Origin of the sequence: Rubneribacter badeniensis (assembly GCF_002899695.1) — a bacterium.
In the GTDB taxonomy this organism is placed as follows: domain Bacteria; phylum Actinomycetota; class Coriobacteriia; order Coriobacteriales; family Eggerthellaceae; genus Rubneribacter; species Rubneribacter badeniensis.
On record NZ_PPEL01000041.1, the window covers coordinates 1 to 25,627 of the forward strand.

Here is a 25,627-nt window from a genome sequence, read left to right on the forward strand (position 1 = left end):
TGCGCCTGCGGCGCGCGCGCGGCGCTTCGCGGCCGCTTGCGGCACGGCCGGGGCCGACCTGCCCTCCGTCCTGCCCTTGCTCGAGCGCGCCTCGTGCCCCGCGAGCGCCCGGACGGCGCCGCAGGGCGGCGCCGCGGGCCCTGACGCGATGTTCCTTCCGCTTTCGGATGCGGCCGAGCTGCCGGCGTGCTCGGTGTCGGCGCTCTTCGTCTGTGACCTCACGTCTCAGGCGTATCCGGTGCGCGCCGAGGAGGACGCGGGCGCGCTTCTGCTCGAGCGCCTTGGGCTGGCGCGTCCCCGCGATCCGCTCGCCGCGTCGCGGCGGCGCTTCTTCCGCGCCCTGTGCGCGGCGCGCTCGGAGGTGGTGTGCGAGCGCGAGCTCAACACGCAGGACGCGGGCGAGGCGTATCCGGCCGTCATGCTCGAAGAGCTGCTCGACTGCTACCGCGGCGCGTCCGCGGGCCCTGGGGAGGATGCCGATCGGGCGACGGGTCTGCCTGCGTGCCTCGTCCCCTTCGCGCGCACGGCGGGCGAGGACGCGCTGCACGAGAACCTCGCGCTCGTCTCTGCCGACGCGCTCGCGCCGGGGGCGGGCGAGGAGTGGGAGCTTTCGCGCGCGGGCGAGGTCGTCCGCGCAGAGCGCGTCGCGCTGCCCCGCCGCGCCACGGCGGGCGCGCACGGGGCCGGCTGCGACGCGCAGCGCGTCGTGCTGTCGCCCTCGGCTCTCGAAGCGTACCTCGAATGCCCTTGCAAGTGGCTCGCCTCGCGGCGGCTGCACCTGTCCGAGCCGGACGCGGGCTTCGGCCCCGCCGAGATGGGCAGCTTCTCGCACGGCGTGCTCAAAAGCTTCTACGAGCGCTTCCGCGAAGCGGGCGGGCGAAAGGTGTCGCGGGAGAACGTCGGTGCGGCCCGCGCCCTTCTGGGCGAGACGTTCGATCGGCATCTCGCGCTCCAGCCCGGGCTCGATCGGTCGCGCAGCCCGCTCGTGCCGCTCACAGCCGTCGAGCGCGCCGAGGTCCGCGAGCTCAAGCGGACGCTCTCGTCCTACCTCGACCGCGAATGCGATCTTCTTCCGGGCTTCGCGCCCGCGCACCTCGAGTTCGAGTTCGGCGGCTCCGAGGCGTTTTCCTACGGCGGCTGCCTTCTGCGCGGCAGCGTCGACCGCATCGACGTGAACGACCGCGGGCAGGCGGTCGTCATCGACTACAAAGGCTCGCTTTCGCGCGATCATGCCCTCGCCGCGTCCTCGCCCGCCGTGCAGGCCGCGGGCGCGGTTCTGCCCCATCGGGTGCAGGCGCTCGTGTACGCCCAGGTGGCGCGTCGGGTTCTCGGGCTCGACGTCGTGGGGGCGCTCTACGTGTCCTACGGGCGCAAGGGCGGCGTGTCCGGGGCGTTCGACCGCGCCGTCCTCGGCCCGGCCGACCTGCCCGGCATCGACGGGGAGAAGTGCGGCGCGCCGGGTCCTGCGTGCGAGGCCGTTGGCGCCGCGTCGTTCTCCGAGCTGGTGGACGCGGTGGAGGAGGGCGTCGCGCTCGCGGTGGGTTCGCTTTCGCGCGGCGTCGTCGATCCCGATCCGCGCGGGGGCGATCCGTGCGGGTTCTGCCCGGTGCCCGCTTGCGAGAGGAGGCGCGACGCATGAACCTCGACGCCTGCACGCCGGGCCAGCGCGCGAGCGTGGAGCACGTGGACGGCCCCCTTCTCGTGTCCGCGGGCGCGGGCTCGGGCAAGACGTTCACACTCACGCAGCGTATCGCCTACGCGCTTCTGCCCGACAGCGGCCCGGCTGTCGGCGGCATTGACGAGGTGCTGGCCATCACGTTCACGGAGAAGGCGGCCTCCGAGATCAAGGCGCGCGTCAAGCGCACGCTGCGTGCGGAGGGCCTCGGCGACGAGGCGCTCAAGGTGGACGGCGCCTGGATATCGACGATCCACGGCATGTGCGCGCGCATCCTGCGGACGCATGCGCTCGATCTGGGCATCGACCCGGCGTTTCGCATCGTGGGCGACGCGGAGCGCGCCGAGCTTCTGGCCGCGGCCATCGACGCGGCCTTGTCCGAAGGCGCCGTCGCGGGCGGCGGGGCGTACCGCGCGCTCTTCGACGAGTACAAGGCGCGCTCGCGCATGCCGAACGAGACGTCGGTGGCGTCGATGCTGGAGGCTTTGCTCGACAAGGCGGCGGGGCAGCGCAAAGGGTTGGACGCGGTGGACTTCGGGCCGGGACCGGCGCGCGCCTCGGCGCTCGCGCGCGAGCTTCTTTTGGCCTACGAGGAGGTGGCGGAGGCGCTTGCGGGCGCAGGGGGCAGCGCGACGGCCGAGCGCGCCCGCGCCCAGGCGGCCGACGGCGCGGAGGCGCTCGCGGCGCTTCTGGCCGAAGGGGCGTGCGAAGGAGGGGGCGACGCGGACGGCGGGCTGCGCGCGCTCGCGGAAACGGTCGATGCGGGCTGCGCGCGCATCGGCGGGAACTTCGCGGCGGCGGTGAAGCCCGCGGTCAAGGCGTTTCAGGCGGCCTACGACCGCGCGGTTCGCCAGATCGCGCTCGGGCTCGCGCACCCGTTCGCGAACGCCCTCGCCGCCCTCGCCGCCGACGTGCATGCCCGCTACGAGGAGGCGAAGCGCGCCGCTTGCGCGCTCGACAACGACGATCTGCTCTCGCGCGCGCTCGAGGCCCTTGAAGGGCATCCCGACATCGCGCGGCGCTACGAGCGGCGCTTCAAGCTCGTGATGGTGGACGAGTTCCAGGACACGAGCCAGATGCAGATCGACATGATCGCGCGTCTGGCCGGCCCGAGCCTCGCGCATCTGTGCACGGTGGGCGACGCGCAGCAGTCCATCTACCGCTTCCGCGGCGCCGACGTGGGCGTGTACGAGGAGCACAAGCGCGTCATGCGCTCCGACGCGGTGGGCGCGCGCTACGTGGAACTGCGCAAGAATTTCCGCAGCCACGCCGACGTGCTGTCGTTCGTGGACCGCGTGTTCGAGCAGCCCCACGTGTTCGGGGACGCGTTCATGTCGCTCGCGCCCCACGAAGGGCGCGCCTCGCGCTACCGGGGCCGCGCCCCGCGCATCGACCTCGTGCTGGCCGAGCTGCCGCCTGGGCGCAACGCCGGGGCGGGCACGGCCGACGCGAAGCGCGTGTGCGCCCGCGCCGTGGCGCGGCGCTTCGCGGCGCTCAGGGACGACGGGCACGCGCCGGGCGAGATGGTGGTGCTTCTGGGCAAGATGTCGCGCGCGGGGCTGTACGCCGAGGCGCTGCGCGAGGAAGGCTTCGAGTGCGTCGTCGCGGGCGGCTCGCTGTTCGCCTCCGCGCCCGAGGTGCGCGTGGTCGAGCGCTTTCTGGAGGCCGTTGCGAATCCAGCGAACACCGCGGCGCTCTTCGAGGTGCTTGCGAGCGACCTGGCGCGCCTGTCGACGGACGACTTCCTCGAGCTTGCCACCGAAGAGGATCCCGATACGGGGCAGCTGCGTCGGCGCGACCTCGACAAGGGCTTCTCCTGCCTCGTCGGACGCGAGGACGGGCTGTCGCCGAGCCTTGCGCATGCGCTGCGCCTCGTCGATGGCGCGCGCCGCGCGATCCGCACGCGTCCGGCGTCGGAGGTGCTGCGCGAGGCGGTCGTGCGCTCCGGATGGATGGCGCGCCTCGAGCGCGAGGGGGCGTGCGGCGTGGCGTGCGCGGCGAACGTGCTCAAGGCCATCCGTCTGGTCGAGGAGATCGAGCGCGCGCGACCCATCGGGCCGGCGTCAGTGGCGCGCGCCTTCTCCGACGAGCTGGACGCAGGGCTCAAGGAGGCGCCCGGCGCGCTGTCGGGCGCGGGCGGCGACGTGGTCAGGATCATGACCATCCACGCATCGAAGGGCCTCGAGTTTCCCATCGTCGCGCTCGCCGACTTCGAGGATGCAGGCCGTGCGGGCTCGAAGCTCGTCGTTGAGGCGTGCGGCTCAGCCGTGCGCGCCTCGCTCGCGCCCGGCTCGACGCTCGATGCCTTCCCGCAGCTCGCGAAGCGCGCGACAGCGGCGCTGGCCTCCGCGGGCGACGGGGACGGCGAGGACGCCGACGCGCTCGCCGCCCGTCGGTTCGTGGAGGGCGCCGCCGATCCTTCGCGCCCGTGCTCGCAGGCGGCCTACCGGGCCGCCCTCGTCGAGCGCGCCGCGCGCGAGGAGCTGGCCGAGGCGCGGCGCAAGCTCTACGTGGGGCTCACGCGGGCGAGCGAGGCGCTCGTCGTCGCCATGGACGCGAAGGCCCCCTCTCCGGGCAAGCCCTTCTCCTACGCGCCGCTCGTCGACGACATCCGCAGCGCGCTCTGCGGCGGCGAGGACTTCCCGCAAGGCGAGGCCGATCTCGCCTACGGGGGCACGCGGCCCGCGCGCTTCGAGCGCATCGCCGTGCTCCCCGCCGTCGAGTCCGATGGAGACGGAAAGGGGCGTGAAGCGGGAAGCGCGCTCCCTGCCGAAAAGGCCGTCTCTTCCCGCTCGCGCTTCTTCGTGCCGCCTGCCGACGAGCGCCCCTGCGCTTTCCACCTCCCTTGGAAGAGCGGTCGCGAGGGCATGTTCTCGTACTCCTCTCTAGCGCCCGCCTTCGCCGTGGGCGGCTTTGGCGAGGACGCCCACGGCGACGGGGCGCTCGACGCGTCTGACATGCCCGACGCGTCCGATGCCGATCGCGCCACCCGCCTCGGCGCCGCCTTCCACCGCGCCGCGCAGTTCGCCGTCGAGGCGGGGCGCGCGCCCGACGACTCGCACCTTGACGGCCTCGCGCGGTCCTTCGGGCTCTCGGAGGTGCAGCGCGCGCGCCTGAAGGCCGCCTGCGAGCGCTGGTTCTCGAGCGCTGCGTGCGCCGAGGCGCTCGCTTGGCCGACGCGCCGCGCGGAGGTTCCGTTCCTCGTGCGGGCGGGCGGCGAGTGCCTTGCGGGGGCGATCGACCTTCTGTGCTCGGAGGGCGCAGACGCGCAGGGGCGTGCGCTCGTCGTTGACTACAAGACGGGCGGCGCGGACGGCGAATCGTTCGAATCGGTGCGCGTAAGGCACGCGCTGCAAGCCTCCTGCTACGCTTACGCGCTTCTGAGGAGCGGGTTCGAGGAGGTGGAGCTGCGCTTCGTGCTCGTCGAGCGCGCAGGCTCGGACGGAGATCCCAAGGAGGTGCGCTACCGCTTCGGGGCCTGCGACCTCGCCGATCTCGAGGCGCGCATTCTCGAAGCGCGGGCGCGCGCGTGAGGCGAGCAGCGCGACCGATGCCCCCCGCTCTTCGGAACAAAGGCGAGCGGTTGCGCTTGGCCTCGATCTCGACGGCGTCCTTCAAACCTTCCAGTATCGCAGAACGTGGTGCGAATCGACCTGCGAGAATGGTTGAGGGCTTCAGCGAGAGCGGAAAAGAGGGCGGGGGTTCGCGCTGCTATCATGCAAGGTGCCGGGGCCGTGCGCGAGGAGAGGCAGCACGACGACGCGACCGATCCGCGATCAGGCCCCGAGAAACCTCCTCCGAGCGTCGCAGCGGCCGGGCGGCCGTTCGGAGGAGGCGTCAGCGGCGCCCGTAGCGCTCGTAGGCCTTGAGCACCTCGAGCTCGTACTCCTTGCGGGTGCCCTTCACCACCGTGTCGAGGATGAGCCCGCAGCTGAAGCTCAGGACGCCCACGAACACGAGCGCCACGGCCAGCAGAGCCGAGGGCAGCTTCGGCACGAGGCCCGTCTGGGCGAACTCCCAGATCACGGGCACTCCGGCCACCAGGCCCAGCACGCAGAGCAGAAGCGCCATCCAGCTGAACAGCGCGAGCGGCCGGTAGTCCTTGAACAGCGACATGATCATGAGCAGCACCTTCATGCCGTCGGAGAACGTGGAGAGCTTGCTCTCGGATCCCTCGGGGCGGTCGCGGTAATCGATCGGCACCTCGGCGATGCGCCAGCGCTTGTCCACGGCGTGGATGGACAGCTCCGTCTCGATCTCGAAGCCCGGCGAGAGCACCGGCATGGTTTTGGCGAACACGGCGTTGTAGGCGCGGTAGCCCGTCATGACGTCGGAGAACTCGAATCCGTAGATCCATTTGATGAGCACGCGCACGAGGTCGTTGCCGAACCCGTGGAAGGCGCGGTCGTTCTCCTGGCCGTACGTGCCGTTCGACAGGCGGTCGCCCACCACCATGTCGGCCTCGTCGGCCAGAAGCGGGGCGAGGAGCGCGGGTGCGGCCTCGGCGGGGTAGGTGTCGTCGCCGTCCACCATGAGGTAGTAGTCCGCGTCGATGTCGCGCATCATCTGGCGCACGACGTTGCCCTTGCCCTGGCGCCGCTCGGTGCGCACGACCGCCCCGTGTTCGCGCGCGATGTCGCCCGTGCCGTCGGAGGAGTTGTTGTCGTAGACGTACACCGTGGCGTCCGGCAGCACGCGCCGGAAGTCGTCGACCACCTTGCCGATGGTCACGGCCTCGTTGTAGCAGGGGACGAGCACTGCCACGCGGGATGCGCGCTCGAGCGTTTCGGGGGCGTCTGCTGTCTGTTCCACGGGGGCTCCTTGCGATGTCGGTCAACCGCCCCATAGTACCCGAACAGGGGCTCTTGTGCCAGTCACCTGTTCCATTTTCCAGACGGATCGCGGTGAACGATCCGTTGCCGTGCGGTAAGGATGCGCGTTAGGGCGCATGGTAGAATACATCCGCCCATGACAGCGAGATAAGGTGGCGTCCCTCCGATGGAACTGATGAAACGCGCTCGAGCTCACCGGAATCTCGTCGCGCTCGCCTTCGCCTTCGTCCTCGCGTTGGGGCTGGCGGGCGCGCTCGCCCACACGGTGCTCTCGTCGCGTGCGGCCACCGAGAGAGCCGTCGAATCCATCAGCGGAGTGTACCTCCAGGAGCTGAGCGATCAGGCAGCGGCCCAGGTGGCTTCCGGCGTGGAGGAGCGGTTTCGGCTTGCGGAGCGCGTCGGGGCCTCGCTTTCGGCGCTCGACGAGCCCACGGTAAAGCGCGCTCAGCGGCTGCTTTCTGCCGAGGAGGACGCGGGAGAGTACGCGTACCTGGCCTTTCGCGCCGACGACGGCCGGCACGTCACCTCCGAATCCGTCCGCGTCGTTTCCGAAGGCGGCGTGCGGCCATCGGGCGGCGAGGCGGGGCGGGAGGTGGCCCTGCACGGATCGACCGTCGTGTTCTCGTGTTCGATCGAGCCTGTGGCATGCGACGACGTCACGATCACGTCGGTCGTGGCAGCGTACGACGCCACGCAGGCCCCCGGGCCTTCCGACGCCGACCCGGTCGATGGCTGGTCCCACTCCAGCATAGTCGACGCGAGCGGCACCTGCATCGCGTGCGGAGCGGAGAGCGCCCTGCGCGTGGGGGCCAACGCCTTCGACGCCCTCGCCGAGGGCGCGTCCTCGGACGTCTCCGCGGCCGAGGCCATGCGCGACGGCATGGTCTGCGGCGAGCCGCGCCTGGTGAGCGTCTCGCTCGATTCCGGGCGCACCTACCTCTACCTGCGCCCTGTGGGCGACGGCGGCCGGTACCTGATCACGGGCATGCCCTCCGACCTCGTTGACGGCAGCATCGCCTCGCTGAGCGGCGTGCTTCTGAGAAACGCGGTCGTCATGGGCGGCGCGATCGCGGTGGCCGTCGGCGCGTGCTTCCTCGTCTACGCACGGCTCGTCCGGCGCAACACGCGTCTGCTCGCCGAAGAGAAGAACCGTGCCGAAGTGGCCTTCGATCAGGCGCAGCGTGCGAGCCTCGCCAAAAGCGAGTTCCTCTCGCGCATGTCGCACGAGATACGCACGCCGATGAACGGCATCATGGGCATGACCTCCATCGCCCTCGACCGTATCGGCGACGACGAGAAGGTGCGCGAGTGCTTGGAGAAAGTGGCGGTCGCCTCGCGCCACCTCATGGCGCTCATCAACGACATCCTGGACATGAGCAAGATCGAGAGCGGCCGGATAGAGATCCGCTGCGAGCCCTTCGACTTCCCGACGTTCGCCCGCGCCCTCGACGCCGTGTTCGCCGCGCAGGCGGCCGAGCGCGGCATCGACTTTCGCATGGATGTCGATCCCGAGATGCCGCCGCGCTTGGTCGGCGATGCGCTCAGGCTCAACCAGGTGGTGTACAACCTGCTGGGCAACGCGCTCAAGTTCACGCAGACGGGCGGGTGCGTGGGGCTTCGCATCGAGCGCGTTCGCGACTCCGACGCGCCTTCGGGGCCCGTCCTCGGGTGTCCGCGAGAGGAGGGCTCGGAGCCGCTCTGGGTGCGCATAGCGGTGTCGGACACGGGACGCGGCATCAAGCCCGAGCACTTCGAGCGCATCTTCTCGTCGTTCGACCAGGGGGACGACGAGACGGGTCGAGCCTTCGGGGGAACCGGCCTCGGGCTCGCCATCTCGAAGCGCTTCGTGGAGATGATGGGCGGCCGCATCCGCTTGGAAAGCGAGGTGGGGCGCGGGTCGACGTTCACGGTGGAGGTGCCGCTCGCCGAGGCCGCGGACGAACCGGACGACCCGAAGGGCCCGCTTCCCGCGCCCGCGGTTCGCTGTGAGGACGCGGAGGGCAAGACAGGCTACGACTTCTCCGGCGCGCGCATCCTCGTGGCCGAGGACAATGACCTCAACCGCGAGATCGCCGTCGAGCTTCTGGCCATGACGGGCGCGCTCGTGGACGAGGCGCGCACCGGCGCCGAGGCCGTGCGCCTGTTCGGGGAGTCTTCGGAGGGCTGCTACGACCTCGTCCTCATGGACGTGCAGATGCCCGAGATGGACGGTCACGAGGCCGCACGGACCATCCGGGCGCTTCCCCGGGCCGATGCGGCGCGCGTGCCCATCCTGGCCATGACGGCGAACGCGTTTTCCGAGGACGAGCGGCGAAGCCTCGAGAGCGGCATGGACGGCCACTTGAGCAAGCCCCTTGATATCGGGCGCGTTTATGCCACAATAGACGGGTTTCTGAAAAGGCCGCCCGCGGGCGGCGCCCGGAGGTGAAAGGGAGCCCGTCCGTGAAGAGGCTCATCGCTCAGATCATGAAATTCGGCGTCGTGGGCGTCGTCGCGTTCTGCATCGATTACGGTTTGCTGGCGCTGCTCACCGAGGTGTTCGCCGTCAACTACCTTGCAAGCGCCACCGTCTCGTTCACCGTTTCGGTCGTCTTCAATTATGCGGCGTCCATGCGCTACGTGTTCACCCACAAGGAGGGCATGAGCCGCCGGCGCGAGTTCGTCATCTTCGTCGTGCTGTCGGTCATCGGCCTTGCCATCAACAACCTGTGCATGTGGGCCGGCGTCGAGCTTGCCGGCGTGCACTACCTCGTCGTGAAGATCGGCGCCACGTTCCTCGTCATGGTGTGGAACTTCGTCACCCGCAAGGCGTTCCTCGACGCGGGCGACGAGTCTGCGGAGGCGGTTTCCGACGTGGAGTAGGCGGGCGATGCCTTCGCGTTCGCATCTGCGCTCCGGCAGCGGCGCTACCGAGCGACTTCCCGATCGAGGAACACGCGCGAGCCCGTCGCGCCGCGCTGTCCTTGGTACTTGCCGGCGTACGGGCTTCTCGCCGCCCCGTCCATCCGGGCGAACACGAGCTGCCCCACGCGGCGCCCGCAGCGCAGCTCGAGCGCGCAGTGGTTCGCGTTGAACAGCTCGAGCGTGATCTCCCCCTCGAAGCCCGGGTCCACCCAGCCGGCGTTCTGCACGAACAGCCCCATGCGCCCGAGCGAGCTGCGGCCTTCCACGAAGGCGGTCAGATCGTTGCCGAGGCGGACGTACTCCATGGTGGTGGCCAGCACGAACTGGCCCGGCAGCAGGATGTAGCGGTCGGTGCGGATGGTCTTGTAGGCGATCTCGTCCTCGAGCCCCACGATGCCGCTCGGCGTGTCCTCCACGATGCTGAACGTGTCGCCCAGGCGGATGTCCACGCTTGCGGGCTGGATCTGCGCGGGCTCGAGCGGCTCGATGGCGAGGCTTCCTTCGGCGAGCAGCTTCTCTATGGTGACGTCCGACAGGATCATGGTCGGTCCTTTCAGGTTCGCGGGGCGGGTGCGGAAGGGAGCGTGCAAGCGGCGCGCCCCTGACGGCGCAGGGCGCGCCGAGCCGCTAGAGGCGTTCGAAGACGCTGGCCACCTCCACGTGGTGGGTTTGCGGGAACAGGTCGACGGGCTGCACGCTGGCGAGCCGGTACCCCTCGTTCTCGAAGCGCGCGACGTCGCGCGCCCACGTGGCCGGGTTGCAGCTGATGTAGGCTGCGCGCGCAGGGGCGGCCGCGGCGATGCTCTCCACCACGCCGTCGGCGAGCCCTGCGCGCGGCGGGTCCACCACGAGCGCGTCGAGGCCGCCGAGCTCCGGCAGCTCGCGCGCCGCGTCGCCGCCGATCACCTCGACGTCCACGGCGTTCATGTCGGCGTTGCGCCGCAGGTCGCGCACCGACGAGCCGGCGGCTTCCACGGCCAGCACCTCGGCGCCGGCCTGCGCGAGCGGCACCGAGAACGTGCCGCCGCCGGCGTAGAGGTCGGCCACGAGAAGGCCGTCCAGGCCCTCGGGCCCATCTTCGCCCACGTGCCCGCCCAAACCCTCGATGACGCACGCGACGAGCTTCTCGGCCTGCGCGGTGTTCACCTGGAAGAACGATGGGGCGCTCGTCAGGTAGCGCGCGCTGCCCAGCCGCTCCTCCCAGCATCCCTTGCCCTCCAGCGTCTCGACGCCCTTGATCTTGCGCGCCTTGCCGGGGTCGGCCATGACGCGCACGATGCTCGTGGCCTTGAGGGCGCTTTTGAGCGTTTTGGCCACGTGCCCGCGCGGAAACGCCCCCGGCTTCGTCCACAGCGCGATCTCCACGTCGCGCGTGCGCACGCTGCCGCGCACCCCGACACGGTAGATGCCGAGGTCCTGCGAGCCCTGGGCGAACCTGAGCGCGCCGCGCAGCGCCTTGGGGGCCTTCGCGATGGGCGCGCTTGCGAGCGGGCAGGAGTCGACCGAGACGACGTCGTGCGCTCCCTCGCGGCGAAATCCCAGTTGGAACGCGCCGCGCTCGTCGAGGGCCGCGCCCAGCTCGAGCTTGTTGCGGTAGCCCCACTGCCGCTTGCTCGGCAGGCAGGGGCGCACGAGCTCTTCGGCGCGCCCTTTGTCGAAGCGCGCCGTGCGAGAGAGCGCCGCCACGACGTTGGCGCGCTTCGCGTCGAGCTGGGCCGCGTAGGACAGGTGCGCCCACGGGCAGCCGCCGCACAGCGCCGTGCTCGCGCAGGAGGGCTGGACGCGCAGGGGGGAGGGTTCGACGAGCCGCGCGATGCGCGCGCGGGCGAAAGACGGCTTCTCCTCGATGATGTCGAGAAGCGCGACGTCGCCGGGCGCCGCGCCCTCGACGAACACCGCCTTGCCGTTTTCCAGCCTTCCGACGGCCTCGGCGCCGTAGCCCATGCGGTCTATCGTGATGGTCTGTTCCATGATCGTGAGGATTCCTTGCATTGTTTTTCCGTTTTCCACCATGATAGCGTATAATCCTCGTCCGTGCCCTTGTAGCTCAGGGGATAGAGCGTCTGCCTCCGGAGCAGAAAGCCGCAGGTTCGAATCCTGTCAAGGGCACCAGGGAAAACGAGAGGCCGCAAGCCCGAGGGCTTGCGGCCTTTTCCTCGCCGAGCACCGTCCTCGCCCTTCTTCGCATCCTGTCGATCGCGGCGTGGATGTTCTACGATTTTTCCGGTCGGGTGGTTCCGACCTGCTAAACTTCGTCTTTGCATGCGACACCATTCGCCCCGTTTCGCGTGGGCGCACGATAGCTGAGAAACGAAAAGGAGCCGTCCCATGGCGCAGTACACCCCCGAATACCAGCCCACCGGCGAGGAGGTCGCCGTCATCAAGACGTCGAAAGGCGATATCCGCGTGCAGCTGGCCGGAAAGGACGCCCCCATCCACGTGGGCAACTTCGTCGAGCTGGCGCGCAAGGGCTTCTACGACAACCTGAAGTTCCACCGCCACGTCCCCGGGTTCGTCATCCAGGGCGGGTGCCCCAACACCCGCGACCTTTCGCCCGAGGAGGTCGTGAAGAAGGCCGGCAACCCGTTCGCGGGCCTCGGCACCGGCGGCCCGGGCTACTCCATCAAGGAGGAGTTCTCCACGAACCCCAACAACAAGCACCTCGACGGAACGCTCGCCATGGCGCGCTCCCAGGATCCCAACTCGGCCGGCTCCCAGTTCTACCTGTGCCTGGGCGCCCAGCCCATGCTCGATTCGGGCTACACGGTGTTCGGCCAGACCGTCGAGGGCATGGACGTGATCGGCCAGCTGCGCGTGGGCGACGTGATCGAGCGCGTCGAGATCGAGAACGCCGCGGAGTAAACGGCCCCCGCCGGCAGGTGCGGTTTCCGCGAGGACACGAAGGAAGCAGATGAACAACGAGTTATTCCAGCAGGCGCGGGCAGCCTATGCGCGCAGGGACTACCAAGAGGCCCTGGCCGCGTACACGCAGTGCTTGCAGGACGCGAGCCGCCCGCTCGCTCCCGGCGAGACGGGGCTGCTCTACCATCAGATCGGCAACTGCCTGGTCAAGCTCAAGGATCCGGGCGAGGCCATCCACGCCTACACGCAGGCCACGGCCGACGCGGCCTACGATGCGTGCGGCACGGTGAACTACAACCTCGGCATGGCCTACGCGTCTTTGCACGACTACGAGGACGCGGTCAAGCACTTCGAGGTGGCCGTGTCCGACGCCAAGTACGACGCGCCCTACAAGGCCTACACCGGCATGGGCAGCGCGCTTCTGAAGCTGGGCAAGTCGGCCGAGGCCGGCGTCGCCTTCCGCGAGGCCGCGCTCGACGAGGGGAACCCCGATCCCACCAAGGCGCTCCTCAACCTGGGCGTCTGCTTCATGGCGCTCAACCGCCCTGCCGACGCCGTCGCCTCCTACGAGAGCGCGCTGCAGTTCGACATGCAGTCCGAGACGCGCAACAAGCTGTATGCGAACCTCGGCCAGGCGTATGTGGCCTGCGGGCAGATGCAGAAGGCCGTCAACGCCTTCGAGGAGTCCATCGCCGACAAAACGTACTTCCTCAGCGACTCGGCGAGCGTGGACTACCAGCGCGCCGTGGCCGCCGTGGCGCAGGGGACGTCGGAGATCACGCAGGTCATGGCGCCGGTTCCCGCCGCTGCCGACATGTCCGGCCTCGACGTGGCCGCCGACGGGTCGGCCGTCTACGTGGACCAGGACCCCTACGGCTCGGCGGATCCGTACTATTACGCCGATCCCTACGCCCAGCCGAGCGCCTATCCGGCATCGGAAGGGGAGGAGCGCTTCTTCAACGCCAGCGACGAAGAGCTCGAGCAGTGGTCGCGCGGCCTTGCGAAGCAGGAGCGCAAGCGCAAGAACGTCGGCCTGAAGATCCTCGTGGTCATCGTGCTGCTCGTGCTGGCGGCGTTCGCCGCCTCCGTGTTCCTGTACACGCAGGGCTGGGGCTATCCGTCCGCGCAGACGGTGGTGGAGGAGCTGTTCGCCGATCCGCAGGCGGCGTCCTCGACGCTGTTCGCCGACGAGGTGGAACCCGACAGCGCCGCCACCATGACGGGCCAGATAGCCGAAGGCACCGAGCTCATGGGCTTCGACGGCGTGGACGCGTCCATGAGCGAGACCGTCGCCTACGTGACGGCAGAGACGCCCGAAGGCGGGCAGATGCAGTACAAGGTGTCGCTTGTGCGCGACCTGATCGGCTGGAAGGTGTCGAACATCGAGCTCTACTTCGCCAGCCAGAACTGACGGAAACGACGGCATAGGCCGTTTTTCACCGTCCGGGGCGCAGGTCGCGGCATGCGCTCGCGGCAACCTGCGCGATGCGGAGCCTTTCCGGGGCCGGCGTCGCGCAGGTTGCCGCGGCTTTGCCGCCGGCCTTCCCGGGACGACGCGGCGGCTTAGGGCCGCCGCTCGGCACGACGTGTTCACGAGAGAGAGGAAACCCTATGGCAATCCAGAAGACCTACACGATGATCAAGCCCGACGGCGTGCGCAACGGTCACATCGGCGAGATCGTCAACCGCTTCGAGCGCGCGGGGCTTGCCATCGAGCGCATGGAGCTTGGGATGGTCACCGAGGAGCAGGCGAAGGCCAACTACGCCGAGCACGAGGGCAAGCCGTTCTACGACGGCCTGATCTCCTACATCACGAGCGGCCCGGTTGTGAAGATGGTCGTGTCCGGCGAGGGCGCGGTGGCGAAGTGCCGCTCGCTCATGGGCGCCACTAACCCGGCGGAAGCGGCCCCCGGCACGATTCGCGGCGATTTCGGCCTCATCATGGACGAGAATGTGATCCACGGCTCCGACAGCCCGGAATCCGCCGAGCGCGAGATCGGCATCTTCTTCGCGTAAGCTCGGTCGGCTTCGCAGCCGTCTGACAGCTCGACGCAACGAACGACCCCGGTGCCGCCCGTCCTCCAATGCGCTTGCGCGCGCCTTCTCGAGAGGACGTCCTTCGCCGCGTCTGCCGCGCACGTCGCGGCAGACGCGGCCTTCGGCATCGGCTCTTCGCACCCGCGTTTCGAGCGACGTGTGCCCGCAAGACGAGAGGACGGACGAGAGCATGCTCTACCGAGTCATCGACGCGGTCGAACTGCCGGCGCTCGTGTCGGCGTTCATGGAGTCCTACGAGGTGGTGGCTCCCGTCAAACGCGGCGGCAGCCATGTGTTCGAGGTCATCCAGTCGCCCGACGACATGGACCTCTCCTACGCCACCACCATCGCATCGCCCAAGAAGTACTTCCTGCCGCCCGTCGAGACGCTCATGACGTTCGATGCGCAGGACAACGGCGTGACCGACTACGCCGCCGAGATCACCCCGCGGGTCGTCTTCGGCGCGCACGCTTGCGACATCAACGCGCTGAACCGCCTCGATCTCGTGTTCAGAGACGGCCGTTATCCCGATCCGTACTACGTCGCGCGCCGCGCGGCCACGCTCGTGGTGGGCGTGAGCTGCATGCCCGCCGACACGTGCTTCTGCCATCTGTGGGACGGCGACGAGGCGCGTTTCGGCTACGATCTGTTCCTGCACGCCATTGGCGACAAGTACCTCGTGAGCATAGCGAGCGTCGAGGCGGCGAACATCCTCGAGGCCGCGTGCAACCCGCGCGTGGCCACCGATGCCGACCGCATCGAGTTCAGGCACGCCACGCGCCGCCGTCAGGCGGCGTTTAACCCCGACATCCCCGACATCCAGGACGTGGCCATGCTCATGGACGCGTTCCACAGCGACCCGTTCTGGGAGGAGCTGGGAGGGCGCTGCCTTGCGTGCACGGCGTGCTCGGCCGTGTGCCCCACGTGCTTTTGCTTCGACATCCAAGACGCGCTCGATCCCGACGGTTCGACGGGCAGGCGCGAGCGCGTGTGGGACGCGTGCACCTCGCCCCAGTTCGCCGAGGTGGCGGGCGGGCACAACTTCCGTGCCGACGGAAGGGGGCGCGTGCGGCACCGCATGTACCACAAGCTCAATGGCTTTCTGGCGAACCACGACCGGATGCTCTGCGTGGGCTGCGGGCGGTGCGTGAAGGCGTGCAAGGCCGACATCAACCCCATCAGGGTGCTCGAGTTCTTCGAGGGGAAGGGGGCCGACGATGCCCAGTAGCTGCGCCGTGTCCACCGTGCGGGTGGCGCCGCACGAGGCGGGCCCCGAACCGCGGACGGGCGCCCAGATGATGGCCGCGAACCCTTATCGCCCCTGGCCGGCGCGCATTACGTCCATCACCGACCTCACGGCCACCGAGAAGCTCTTCGAGTTTCGCCTCATCGACGAGCGCATCCGCGACGCGTTCTCGCACGAACCCGGACAGTTCGTCGAGCTGTCCATCTTCGGGGTGGGCGAGGCGCCCATCTCCATCTCGAGCTCGCCCACCAAGCGCGGGTTCATCGAGCTCACCGTGCGCCGCGCCGGCACGTTCACCGAGGTGCTGCACACGATGCAGTGCGGCGACATCGTGGGGCTGCGCGGACCGTTCGGCCGAGGGTTTCCCGTCGACGAGATGAGGGGCCACGACATCCTGCTCGTGGCGGGCGGCTTAGGAATCGCGCCTTTGCGCTCGCTCATCAACAACATCCACGACGAGCGCTCGGAGTTCGGCAAGGTCACCATCATCTACGGCTCGAGGAACCCCTCCGAGGTGATGTTCCGACAGCAGTTCGAGATGTGGCGCCACCGCAAGGACTTCGATCTGCATCTGACGGTCGACCATCCCGACGACACGTGGGACGGCGAGGTGGGCGTGGTGACGAAGCCCTTCGAGCACCTTGAGATCGACGCGTCGAACACCTACGGGGCGCTGTGCGGCCCGCCGGTGATGTACCGCTTCGCCATCGACGAGATGCGCAAGAAGAACATCAGCTACGACCGCATCTACGTGAGCTTCGAGCGGCATATGAAGTGCGGCATGGGCAAGTGCGGCCACTGCCAGATCGGGCACCAGTACGTGTGCATCGACGGGCCCGTGTTCAATTACTGGGAAGCCAAGAACATCCAGGGGTCGATGTGATATGACGAACGCGAACGGACAGCGTCCACTGCGACGCGGCCCCGCAGCCGCGCCCCGCGTCGTGGTGGCGGGATTGGCCAGCTGCTTCGGCTGCCAGCTGCAGATCACCAACGTCGAAGCGCACCTTGTGGACGTGCTCGGACAGATCGACGTGCGCTATTGGCAGCTGGCCTCGAGCGACCCCATGCCCGAGGAGTTCGACGTGGCCGTCGTCGAAGGCGCCGTCACCACCGAGGAGGCCGAGCGGCTCGTGCGCACGCTGCGCGAGCGCGCCCGCGTGCTCGTCGCCATCGGCGCGTGCGCCACGACGGCGGGCATCCCCGGCATGGCGGCCGCGGGCTTCATCGAGCGCCCGCGCCAGGTGTACGAGCATGTGCCCGCGGCATGCGGCGACATGATCGCGCCGCGGGCCGTGGGCGCCGTCGTGGACGTGGACTTCGAGGTGCGCTCGTGCCCCATCGACTCGCTCGACTTCGTCGACGTGCTGCAGCGGGCTCTCTACGGCTCGAACAAGGCGGTTCCCACGCGCACGATGTGCGGCGACTGCAAGCGCAACGAGACGGAGTGCTTCTTCGGGAAGGGGACGCTGTGCCTCGGCCTCGTGACGCGCGCCGGCTGCGGTGCGCGCTGCGTGAACCTCGGACGTCCCTGCAACGGCTGCCGCGGCCTGTCGCCGGACGCGAACCTGGAAAGCGCGCGGGCGGCCTGCGGGCGCTACGGCGTGCCCGCGTCCGACTTCGACCGCGCGCTCGAGATGTTCAACCAGACGAACCCCGTCCTCCGGGGCGGCGAGTGAGGGAGCTCCCATGACGAGAACCGCCATACACGTCGACCACATCGCCCGCGTCGAGGGCCACGGCAACGTGCGCGTGGTCATCGAGGATGGGATCGTGAAGACGGTGGAGATGAACGTGGTGGAGCCGGCGCGCCTGTTCGAGAGCATGGTGCGCGGCCGCCGCTTCGAAGAGGTGCCATACATCGCCTCGCGCATCTGCGGCATCTGCTCGGCGAGCCATGTGGTCACCGATCTTCTGGCCATCGAGCGCGTCTTCGGCGTCGAGCCGACCGACCGCACGCGCGCGCTGCGCGATCTGCTCGTGTACGGATCGTACCTGCAGAACCACGCCACGCACCTGTTCGTGTTCGCCGCGCCGGACTTCCTCGGCATGCCGAGCGTGTTCCCGCTGGCCGAGACGGACCCTGAGCTGTTCGAGCGGGCGCTTGCGCTCAAGGCGCTCGGCAACGAGCTGTGCACGAAGGTGGGCGGGCGCAGCGTGCATCCCATCACGGCGGTCGTGGGCGGCTTCACGCACGAGATCGCGGCGGGGGAGTACCGGGCGCTGGCAGACAAGATGGACGAGGCGCGGGAGTTCGCGATCCGGGCCGTCGATCTGTTCCGCGACTTTCCCGTTCCTGCCATCGAGACGGCCGGCGACATGCTGGCCATGGTGGAGGAAGGGGCCTACCCGGTGGCGGCCTCGCGTCGGGCGCGCTTCCTCAAGGCCGGGGCAGAGTTCGACGCGGACGAGGCGTCCGAGCGCATCGAGGAGCATGCGGTGCCGCACTCGGCGGCGCTTTTCGCGCGCGTGCGCGAGACAGGTCGGCCGTACTTCACCGGCGCGCTCGCCCGCGCGAACGCCTCGTGGCGGCACCTCGGCCAAAACGCCAAGGTGGCCGCGGCGAAGGCGGGGCTGCGCCCGCCCGAGGGCAATCCCTTCATGAACAACGTGGCCCAGGCGGTGGAGCTCGTCGATGCGCTCGACCGCTGCGCGGCGCTGTGCCGCCGCCTCGCCGAGCCGGACGCCTTCGAGGGCGCAAGCGCGCCCGTCGCGTTCGAGGTGCAGGCCGGTCGCGCCACGGGCTTCACCGAGGCACCGCGCGGCGCGCTCTTCCATGAGATCGCGCTCGACGCCGAAGGGCGCGTCGAGCATGCCTCCATCCTCACGCCCACGGCCCAGAACTGCGAGAACCTCGAGGCCGACATGCGGATCCTCGCCGAGCGGCTCGTCGCCGACGGCGCCGAGCGCGACGACGTGCAACTCGAGATCGAGAAGCTCGTGCGCGCCTACGATCCCTGCCTCTCCTGCAGCGTGCACTAGGCGCGGCACGGGGTCGCCCCTTTGTCCCCCTCGTGGATTTTCGACGGTGCCGAGGGGCCTGTGCTAGAATCTGAATTCATGTGAACCGAGACACGAGGGGTTTGCCCGTATGTCCTTCTTCGATATGTTTTCGGGGGCGTTCGGCCAGATGTCCACCGACATGGCCATCGACCTCGGAACTGCAAATACGCTCGTCGCCATCCCAGGCGAGGGCATCGTCGTGAACGAGCCGTCCGTCGTGGCCATCGAGAAGGCCACCCATCGCGTGCTCGCGGTGGGCCATGAGGCGAAGAACATGATCAACCACACGCCCGAAGCCTTCTCGGCAGAGCATCCGCTCCACGACGGCGTGGTGGCCGACTACGATGTGACCGAGGCCATGATCTCGGCGTTCATCAACAAGGCCGCGCCGCGCAAGTATCCGTGGCAGGCCAAGCCCCGCATCGTCATCTGCATCCCGTGCGGCGCCACCTCGGTGGAGAAGCGCGCGGTGTTCGAGGCAGCCATCCAGGCGGGCGCGCGCCAAGCCTACCTCATCGAGGAGCCCATGGCCGCGGCCATGGGCGCCGACCTGCCCGTCACCGAGCCTACGGGCTCGATGGTGGTGGACATCGGCGGCGGCACCACGGAGGTGGCCGTCATCTCGCTCGGCGGCATCGTCACCTCGTCGTCTTTGCGCCTTGCCGGCAACCGCATGGACGAGGCCATCGCCATGCACCTGCGCGACCTTCTGGGCATCAAGATCGGCGAGCGCACCGCCGAGATCATCAAGATCAAGATCGGCTCCATCTTGCCGTTCGAGGACGGCCGCGAGCGCGACATGATCATCTCGGGCCAAGACGTGATCACCGAGCAGCCGAAAGAGGTCACCATCCAATCCGAGGACGTGCGCGCCGCGCTCGTGCAGCCGTGCGAGGAGATGGTGGTGCACATCAAGGAGACGTTCAAGAAGACCAATCCCGACCTCGCCAGCGACATCATCCAGAACGGCATCCTGCTCACGGGCGGCGGCGGCCTTCTGTCCGGCCTGGACCGCTACCTCACCGACAAGCTCGAGATCCCCGTGTGGACGAGCGAGACGGCGCTGACGAACGTGGTCATGGGCTGCCTCAAGGTGCTCGAGACGCCCACGGCCCTCAAGCAGACGCTCATGCGCTCGAAGTAAAGGCGACCTCGTCTTCCCATGGCGCTCAACTTCCAACAGAGGGGCTCGGCGCTTGTTCGCCGGGTCTTGCTTGCCTTTCTCGTAGTCGTGTCGCTCGCGATGACGACGGTGTACGCGCGCGAGGGCGACGACGGCACGCTGCATCGCGCCCAGGCCGTCGTCTCGGGGGCCGTCGCGCCCCTGAAGCTGGTCGGCGCGACGGCGAGCTCGGGCGCGCAAACGGCAAGCGATGCGCTCGGCGACCTCGCGGCCGATGCGGACACGCTCTCGGAGCTGCGCGCGTACAACGCGGAGCTTGTCGAGCAGTACGCGCAGATGGAGGAGTACCGCCAGGAGAACGAGCGGCTGCGCCAGCTGGTCGACCTCAAGGACACCTACGGGATCGAGGGCGTGGGCGCCCGCGTGATCGGCAATCCGGCGGGGGCGTGGGACCAGACCGTCACCATCGACAAGGGAACCGACGACGGCGTGGGCACCGGGCTCACGGTGATGGGGACGTCCGGCGTGGTGGGGCAGGTGGTGGCCGCCGACGCGCGCACCGCCACCGTCCGACTGCTCACCGATCCCAAGAGCGGGGCCGCCGCGATCGTGCAGTCGAGCCGCGCCCAGGGCGTGGTGCGCGGCTCGCTCGAAGGGCTGCTCTACCTGGAGGACCTCGAGGCCGACGCGGAGGTCTCGGAGGGCGACGTCGTGGTCACCTCGGGCCTTGGAGGCAGCTACACGCGCGGCCTCGTCATCGGCACGGTGGTGAAGGTGGACGCGAAGCAGGGCGACTCCTCCCGGCGCGCGGTCGTCTCGCCCAACGAGAGCGCCTCGGCGCTCGAGGAGGTGCTCGTGGTGTTCAGTGCCTTGGGGGATGACGGAGACGGCGCAGACGGGAACGGAGGCGTCGACGCCGCCGACGACGGAGAAGGGGGTGGCGCGTCGTGAATCTGACCCGCGAGAACGTCGTCGTGGCCGTAGGCGCTCTTGTCGCCGTCGTCTTGCAGGTGGCCGTGGCGCCGAACGTGGCCATCTTCGCAGCCCAACCGAACTTCCTTCTGGCGTACGTGCTGACGGTGGCCATCGCCAACCCGCTCGGCGCGGGCCCTGTGCTGCCGTTTGCCCTCGGGCTGCTCTTCGACCTGCTCGGAACGGGGCCGGTGGGCGGCATGGCGCTTCTGTTCACGCTCGCGTCGCTCGCCGCCTCGCGCGCGTTCGCCGTGCTCGACAACGACACGCTGTTCATGCCGCTCGCCATCCTCGTCGCGGCTTCGTTCGCCGTGGAGATGCTCTACGGCATCCTGCTCGTGGCGCTCGGCTCGCCGGTCGGCCTGGCAGACGCGTTCTTCTACCGCGCCCTGCCCTGCGCGCTCTACGACTGCGTCGTGGCGTTGGTGCTCTATCCCCTCGTCGTGCGCCTCGTGTCCGGCGCCGCCCAGGATCGCGGACCGCGCACGCCCCGGCTGCGCTAGGGGGCGGGGCCATGCTTGTCGCACTCGTCGCCTCCATCGTCACGCTTATCGTCGTGGTCGCCCTCGCCGTGGTCGTGCTCGTCCTGCGCGACCGCGCGAAGACGTCCAACGTGAGCGTCAAGAAAGACGTGCGCTCCATCAGCTCGGTGGGCGTGTCCTCGTCGCTTGGCAAGGCGGGCTCTGCCGCGGGAGGCGGCGCGCGGCCTGTGAGCCGCGCGGGCTCCTCGGCGCGCCCTGCGGCGAACCCCGCCGACAGCCTGAAGTCCCGTTTCGTCGCGATGGGCGTGTTCGCCGCCGCCGTCTTCGGCACGCTCTCGGCCAAGCTCTGGGTGATGCAGATCCTCGAGTCGGAGGAGTTCGGCAGCGCGTCGGAGGCGAACAAGTACGCCACGGTGCGCAAGCCCGCCCCCCGCGGCCTCATCTGCGACGCCGACGGCCTTCCGCTCGTGCGAAACCGCACGTCGCTCACCGTGCTGGCCGATCCCGACGTGGCCGACGACCGCGACATCGTGCTGCGGCTCTCGGCGCTGCTCGGCGTGCCGTACCACGTGGTGCGCCAGCGCATCCAGGACGCCTCGTCCGGCGCGCAGAGCCAGCGCGTGGTGGCGAGCGACGCGCGCTTGCGCGACGCGGCCTTCATCGCCGAGCATTCCGACGCGTTTCCCGGCGTGGACGTCGAGGAGCGCAGCGTGCGCGACTACCCGTACGGCGCGCTCGCCGCGCACGTGCTGGGCTACACCGGCACGGTCACCGAGAACGACCTCGCCTCGGCGGGCGAGGGGCGCTCCATCGAGCTCGACGACGTGGTGGGCCGCGCCGGCATCGAGCAGTACTACGACGACCTTCTGGCGGGCGACCACGGCGAGCGCACGGTGGTCGCGGACGCCGACGGCAACATCGTGGAGGTGGTGAGCGAGGTGCAGCCCACGAAGGGGTCCGATGTGCGCCTTTCGCTCAAGGGCCCCGTGCAGTACGTCTGCGACCGCGCGCTCGCTAAGCTCATCGCGCCCGAGGACGGCACCATCGGCACCGGCACCGGCGTGGCGGGCGCGGTGGTGGTCATGGACCTCTCCGACGGGGGGATCGTCGCCATGGCGAGCTACCCCACGTTCGATCCCGAGGTGTTCGAGGGGGTCGTCTCGCAGGAGACGTGGGACCTCTACCAGTCCGAGGAGACGTGGAACCCCCTCATGAACCGCGCCATCGGCGGCCAGTACCCCGCCGCGTCCACCTACAAGACGTTCACGAGCCTCGCCGCGCTCGAGAACGGCTTCGCCTCTGCTTCGACCGGGTGGACCTGCACCGGCTCGTGGGACGGCTGGGGCTCCGGCGAGGAGAAGCTGTGCTGGAACCACAACGGCCACGGCGGGCTCGACCTGCGCGGCGGCATCGTGCAATCGTGCGACACGGTGTTCTACGACATCGGCAAGCAGTTCTGGGACAACCGCGAGAGCGCGGGACAGAACGCTTTGCAGGACTTCCTCGCGAAGTACCCGCTTGAGAGCCTGACGGGCATCGACCTTGCCGGCGAGGCGGTCGGGCGCATCCCGACGCCCGAGTGGAAGGCCGAGAACTACCGGGACTATCCCGAGTCGGCGGCCTGGGTGGGCGGCGACACGGTGAACATGTGCATCGGGCAAGGCTACGTCTTGGTGACTCCCATCGAGCTGGCCGTGTCCTACGGCGCCGTGGCCACGGGCAAGGTGCTCAAACCGCATGTTCTGAAGGACGTGCGCAACGCCGAGGGCGAGGCGGTGCGCTCCTTCGAGCCGGAGGTGGTGGACGAGCCCGATGTGAACCCCGAGCATTTGGCGTACGTGCGCGAGGCGCTCAACGGCGTCGCCACGGACAACGCCGACGTCTCCGGCACGCTTTCGAAGTTCGGGATCGATCCGGCCATCGTGGCGTGCAAGACGGGCACCGCCGAGTACACCGACGACGGCGACACGGGCTGGTTCGCATGCTACGCTCCGGTGGACGATCCCAAGTACGTGGTGGCCTGCGTGGTCGAGCACGGCGGCGGCGGGTCGTCCGCGGCGGCCCCGCTCGGAGCGGAGGCGCTCGCTGCCGTGCTGTCCTACGACGCCGGGACGCTCGACGAGATGGGCGAGATCGCGGGCTCCACCGGCCGCGCGCTCGCCGACGCGTCCAAACGGGCCATGACCGGGCGCACCGACTAGCCGCAAGGAATCGGACGAGAGGAAGGAGGACCGCCCATGCCGCAGCTGCCGCAGATCGACTCGCTCAAGGCGCCCGACCGCGCCGTGGCGCAGGCCACGCGCACGCGGCGCTTCCCTTGGCTGAACCTTCCGTTCGTCGTCGTGGTCGCGCTCATCGTGTGCTACGGCCTCGTGGTCGTGATGTCCGCGGTCGCCAACGACCCCGACTACTCGTTCTCCCGCCAGCTGGCGGGCGTGGCCGCGGGCATCGTGGCCATGATCGTCGCATGGCGCTTCGACTACCGGCGCCTGTCGGACTTCACGACGCTGTTCCTCATCGTGAACGTGGTGCTCATCCTCTCGCCGCACATACCGGGCCTTGGCGTGGAGGCGAAAGGGGCCCAGTCGTGGATCAAGCTCGGCATACAGATACAGCCGGGAGAGTTCGCGAAGATCACGGTCATCCTGCTCGACGCGAGCGTCATGGCGCGCTACGGCGGGCGGCTCGACGACGCGCGCGAGTACGCGAAGGCCGTGGGCATCATGCTCGTGCCGTTTCTGTGCATCATGACTCAGCCCGACCTCGGCACGGGCCTCGTGTACCTGTTCATCGCGGCCACGGCGCTCGTGATGGGCGGTGCGCGACCGAAGTACCTGCTGGCAACGTTGGGCGCGCTCGTCCTGTGCGTTGTCGCCGTGTTCGTCGTCGACGAGTTCCTGAAGTACCAGAAGCCCGACGGCACGTGGGAGTACAAGCTGCTCAAAAACTACCAGCGCTCGCGTCTGCTCGTGTTCCTCGATCCGGATGCCGACCTCACGGGCGACGGGTACAACCTGCGCCAGGCGCAGATCGCCATCGGCTCGGGCGGCCTGTTCGGAAAAGGGCTCTTCAACGGCTCGCAGACTGCGCTCGGGTACGTGCCCGAGGCTCCGACGGACTTCATATTCTGCGTGTTGGCCGAAGGACTCGGGTTTTTCGGTGTGATGGCGCTCATCGCCCTGTATGCCGCGCTCGTTCTGATATGCTTGCGCATTGCCAGCGCGTCCTGCGACCTGTTCGGCATGGTTTTGGTCGCGTGCGTCGTGGGGATGTGGCTGTTCCAGATCCTCGAGAACATCGGCATGGACCTCGGGCTCATGCCCATCACGGGCATCCCGTTGCCTTTTGTGAGCTATGGGTCCTCGTTCATGGTCGTGAACTTCGCCCTGGTCGGGCTTATCGGCTCGGTGTGGGCCCACAACGTCCAGAAACGTTAGAAAGGGGGCGGCCATGCAGCTACCCGTTGACATCAAAGCGGTTATCGAAGAGGCTGCCAGCATAGACGGGGCGCGACAGACCCCGTTGTCGGTGAGCGTGTACGTGGACGACACCGCGCCCGGCGACGTGCAGGCGCACGTGCGCCAGGCATTCGCAAGCGCCTCTCCGCACGCCCGCGTGTCGCTCATGTACCTGGAGGGCCGACCGTTCTCGCCCTATGCGGGCGACGACATGGCCGTGATCGTGGCGGGCCTCGACGAGCAGGTGGGGGAGTGCGCGAGTCGGCTGCGCGAGGCGGGCGTGCCCGTGATGGTGGCAACCACGCTCCCCGCGCTCGTGGCCGACATCGCCCAGGCGTCCGGGCACGCCATCCCCGCAGGCGATCTCGTCGCTCCGAAGGCGCCGCGCGACCTTCCCGCGGAAAGCTCCGAGGGCGCGGCGGCGCAGCCGGTCCGCGCCGCCGCGCCCTCGGCGGCCGAGCCCTACGTGCTCGACGACTCTGCGGCCGCGTCTTTGTCCGAGCGCATGGGGGGCTGGGTGATCGACGCGTGCGCCGACAAGCGCCTCGCGTTCGCCCTCGCGTTCCCGTTCGTGCGCAAGCCGCTCGCCCTCGAGGCCGTGAACGCGACGGCGCTGCAAAACGCCGGCGTGGGGCTGCTCGTCATCATCCCGGGCGCCGATCTGCCCGTCATGACGCTCAATCAGGCGAAGATGCTGCTGCAGATAGCGGCGGCCTACGGCGAGGAGCTGGGCCTTGCGCGCGTGAAGGAGCTTGCGGCGGTCGTGGGCGGCGCGTTCGCGTGCCGGGCCGCGGCGCGCCAGCTCGTAGCGTTCGTGCCGGCCCTCGGGTGGGCCGTGAAGGCCGCCATCGGATACTCGGGGACGCAGGCCATGGGGCGCGCCGCCATCGAGTACTACGAGGGCGGCGTGACGGTGGGCCGCCTCGCCGACGCGGTGGGAAGGGCGCGCGACCGGGCGGTCCGCGCCGCCGCATCCCGCGCGGCGGCCAAGGCGCAGGAAGTGGGCGCGTGCGCGGTCGCGCGCCCTTCCCAC

At 69.4% G+C, this 25,627-nt stretch carries 20 protein-coding genes and 1 tRNA gene; 18 read left to right on the forward strand and 3 right to left on the reverse strand.

Annotation, left to right across the window (positions count from 1 at the left end; translation table 11 throughout):
• Positions 1–1,639, forward strand: a 1,639-nt coding sequence (locus tag C2L80_RS07695) for a PD-(D/E)XK nuclease family protein (RefSeq protein ID WP_129589921.1), incomplete at its 5' end; no start/stop codon positions are given.
• Positions 1,636–5,208, forward strand: a complete 3,573-nt coding sequence (locus C2L80_RS07700) for a UvrD-helicase domain-containing protein (protein ID WP_087196075.1) — start codon at positions 1,636–1,638, stop codon at positions 5,206–5,208. The genes C2L80_RS07695 and C2L80_RS07700, both read left to right, overlap by 4 nt.
• Before the next feature lie 304 nt (positions 5,209–5,512).
• On the opposite strand, the gene C2L80_RS07705 is transcribed toward C2L80_RS07700, so the two are convergent.
• The gene (locus tag C2L80_RS07705; RefSeq protein WP_087196074.1) at positions 5,513–6,487 is read right to left on the reverse strand and encodes a glycosyltransferase family 2 protein; all 975 of its coding nucleotides are present in this window, start codon (positions 6,485–6,487) and stop codon (positions 5,513–5,515) included.
• A gap of 186 nt (positions 6,488–6,673) precedes the next feature.
• Between C2L80_RS07705 and C2L80_RS07710 the strand changes: the two genes are divergently transcribed.
• Positions 6,674–8,935 (forward strand): ATP-binding protein, encoded by a 2,262-nt coding sequence (locus C2L80_RS07710; RefSeq protein ID WP_103262969.1) that lies wholly within the window; start codon positions 6,674–6,676, stop codon positions 8,933–8,935.
• A gap of 14 nt (positions 8,936–8,949) precedes the next feature.
• A complete protein-coding gene (locus C2L80_RS07715; protein ID WP_087196072.1) occupies positions 8,950–9,369 on the forward strand; it encodes a GtrA family protein in 420 nt (139 codons plus the stop codon).
• A gap of 44 nt (positions 9,370–9,413) precedes the next feature.
• Here C2L80_RS07715 and dcd read toward each other — a convergent pair whose 3' ends face one another.
• Positions 9,414–9,953 carry a dCTP deaminase gene (dcd, locus tag C2L80_RS07720; RefSeq protein WP_103262970.1) on the reverse strand — a complete coding sequence of 180 codons (540 nt, stop codon included), beginning with the start codon at positions 9,951–9,953 and terminating at the stop codon, positions 9,414–9,416.
• Positions 9,954–10,038: 85 nt separating this feature from the next.
• Positions 10,039–11,382 carry a 23S rRNA (uracil(1939)-C(5))-methyltransferase RlmD gene (gene rlmD, locus C2L80_RS07725; RefSeq protein WP_191442191.1) on the reverse strand — a complete coding sequence of 448 codons (1,344 nt, stop codon included), beginning with the start codon at positions 11,380–11,382 and terminating at the stop codon, positions 10,039–10,041.
• A gap of 65 nt (positions 11,383–11,447) precedes the next feature.
• Between rlmD and C2L80_RS07730 the strand changes: the two genes are divergently transcribed.
• From C2L80_RS07730 to C2L80_RS07795, 14 genes are all read left to right on the forward strand, one after another.
• Positions 11,448–11,523: transfer RNA gene (locus C2L80_RS07730), tRNA-Arg, on the forward strand.
• A 216-nt stretch (positions 11,524–11,739) separates the two neighbouring features.
• Positions 11,740–12,273 carry a peptidylprolyl isomerase gene (locus tag C2L80_RS07735; RefSeq protein WP_087196069.1) on the forward strand — a complete coding sequence of 178 codons (534 nt, stop codon included), beginning with the start codon at positions 11,740–11,742 and terminating at the stop codon, positions 12,271–12,273.
• 49 nt (positions 12,274–12,322) lie between these two features.
• On the forward strand, positions 12,323–13,684 hold the full coding sequence (locus C2L80_RS07740) for a tetratricopeptide repeat protein (protein WP_087196068.1): 1,362 nt from the start codon (positions 12,323–12,325) through the stop codon (positions 13,682–13,684).
• 200 nt (positions 13,685–13,884) lie between these two features.
• On the forward strand, positions 13,885–14,289 hold the full coding sequence (gene ndk, locus C2L80_RS07745; RefSeq protein ID WP_087196067.1) for a nucleoside-diphosphate kinase: 405 nt from the start codon (positions 13,885–13,887) through the stop codon (positions 14,287–14,289).
• A 211-nt stretch (positions 14,290–14,500) separates the two neighbouring features.
• Entirely contained in the window at positions 14,501–15,538 is a 1,038-nt protein-coding gene (locus tag C2L80_RS07750; RefSeq protein WP_087196066.1) for a 4Fe-4S dicluster domain-containing protein, read from the forward strand.
• Positions 15,528–16,439 carry an FAD/NAD(P)-binding protein gene (locus C2L80_RS07755; RefSeq protein ID WP_092200002.1) on the forward strand — a complete coding sequence of 304 codons (912 nt, stop codon included), beginning with the start codon at positions 15,528–15,530 and terminating at the stop codon, positions 16,437–16,439. The genes C2L80_RS07750 and C2L80_RS07755 overlap by 11 nt, the downstream gene beginning before the upstream one ends.
• 1 nt (position 16,440) lies before the next feature.
• Complete coding sequence (locus tag C2L80_RS07760; RefSeq protein WP_103262971.1) at positions 16,441–17,235, forward strand: NADH-quinone oxidoreductase subunit B family protein; 795 nt, start codon at positions 16,441–16,443, stop codon at positions 17,233–17,235.
• Between the two features lie 10 nt (positions 17,236–17,245).
• Positions 17,246–18,538 (forward strand): Ni/Fe hydrogenase subunit alpha, encoded by a 1,293-nt coding sequence (locus C2L80_RS07765; RefSeq protein WP_087196063.1) that lies wholly within the window; start codon positions 17,246–17,248, stop codon positions 18,536–18,538.
• Positions 18,539–18,647: 109 nt separating this feature from the next.
• Positions 18,648–19,703, forward strand: a complete 1,056-nt coding sequence (mreB, locus tag C2L80_RS07770) for a rod shape-determining protein (protein ID WP_087196062.1) — start codon at positions 18,648–18,650, stop codon at positions 19,701–19,703.
• An 18-nt stretch (positions 19,704–19,721) separates the two neighbouring features.
• Positions 19,722–20,633 (forward strand): rod shape-determining protein MreC, encoded by a 912-nt coding sequence (mreC, locus tag C2L80_RS07775; protein ID WP_087196061.1) that lies wholly within the window; start codon positions 19,722–19,724, stop codon positions 20,631–20,633.
• A complete protein-coding gene (gene mreD / locus C2L80_RS07780) occupies positions 20,630–21,157 on the forward strand; it encodes a rod shape-determining protein MreD (RefSeq protein WP_087196060.1) in 528 nt (175 codons plus the stop codon). The genes mreC and mreD overlap by 4 nt, the downstream gene beginning before the upstream one ends.
• Before the next feature lie 11 nt (positions 21,158–21,168).
• Positions 21,169–23,337, forward strand: a complete 2,169-nt coding sequence (mrdA, locus tag C2L80_RS07785) for a penicillin-binding protein 2 (RefSeq protein ID WP_103262972.1) — start codon at positions 21,169–21,171, stop codon at positions 23,335–23,337.
• Between the two features lie 36 nt (positions 23,338–23,373).
• Entirely contained in the window at positions 23,374–24,573 is a 1,200-nt protein-coding gene (gene rodA / locus C2L80_RS07790) for a rod shape-determining protein RodA (protein WP_087196058.1), read from the forward strand.
• A 13-nt stretch (positions 24,574–24,586) separates the two neighbouring features.
• A partial coding sequence (locus tag C2L80_RS07795; protein ID WP_103262973.1) for a hypothetical protein occupies positions 24,587–25,627 on the forward strand: 1,041 nt, incomplete at its 3' end.

Bases quoted from the DNA above. Each gene is read 5' to 3' on its own strand.
- C2L80_RS07700 (WP_087196075.1), top strand. From the start codon at position 1,636: ATGAACCTCGACGCCTGCACGCCGGGCCAGCGCGCGAGCGTGGAGCAC.
- C2L80_RS07710 (WP_103262969.1), top strand. From the start codon at position 6,674: ATGGAACTGATGAAACGCGCTCGAGCTCACCGGAATCTCGTCGCGCTC.
- dcd (WP_103262970.1), bottom strand. From the start codon at position 9,953: ATGATCCTGTCGGACGTCACCATAGAGAAGCTGCTCGCCGAAGGAAGC.
- rlmD (WP_191442191.1), bottom strand. From the start codon at position 11,382: ATGGAACAGACCATCACGATAGACCGCATGGGCTACGGCGCCGAGGCC.
- C2L80_RS07735 (WP_087196069.1), top strand. From the start codon at position 11,740: ATGGCGCAGTACACCCCCGAATACCAGCCCACCGGCGAGGAGGTCGCC.
- C2L80_RS07740 (WP_087196068.1), top strand. From the start codon at position 12,323: ATGAACAACGAGTTATTCCAGCAGGCGCGGGCAGCCTATGCGCGCAGG.
- ndk (WP_087196067.1), top strand. From the start codon at position 13,885: ATGGCAATCCAGAAGACCTACACGATGATCAAGCCCGACGGCGTGCGC.
- C2L80_RS07750 (WP_087196066.1), top strand. From the start codon at position 14,501: ATGCTCTACCGAGTCATCGACGCGGTCGAACTGCCGGCGCTCGTGTCG.
- C2L80_RS07755 (WP_092200002.1), top strand. From the start codon at position 15,528: ATGCCCAGTAGCTGCGCCGTGTCCACCGTGCGGGTGGCGCCGCACGAG.
- C2L80_RS07760 (WP_103262971.1), top strand. From the start codon at position 16,441: ATGACGAACGCGAACGGACAGCGTCCACTGCGACGCGGCCCCGCAGCC.
- C2L80_RS07765 (WP_087196063.1), top strand. From the start codon at position 17,246: ATGACGAGAACCGCCATACACGTCGACCACATCGCCCGCGTCGAGGGC.
- mreB (WP_087196062.1), top strand. From the start codon at position 18,648: ATGTCCTTCTTCGATATGTTTTCGGGGGCGTTCGGCCAGATGTCCACC.
- mreC (WP_087196061.1), top strand. From the start codon at position 19,722: ATGGCGCTCAACTTCCAACAGAGGGGCTCGGCGCTTGTTCGCCGGGTC.
- mrdA (WP_103262972.1), top strand. From the start codon at position 21,169: ATGCTTGTCGCACTCGTCGCCTCCATCGTCACGCTTATCGTCGTGGTC.
- rodA (WP_087196058.1), top strand. From the start codon at position 23,374: ATGCCGCAGCTGCCGCAGATCGACTCGCTCAAGGCGCCCGACCGCGCC.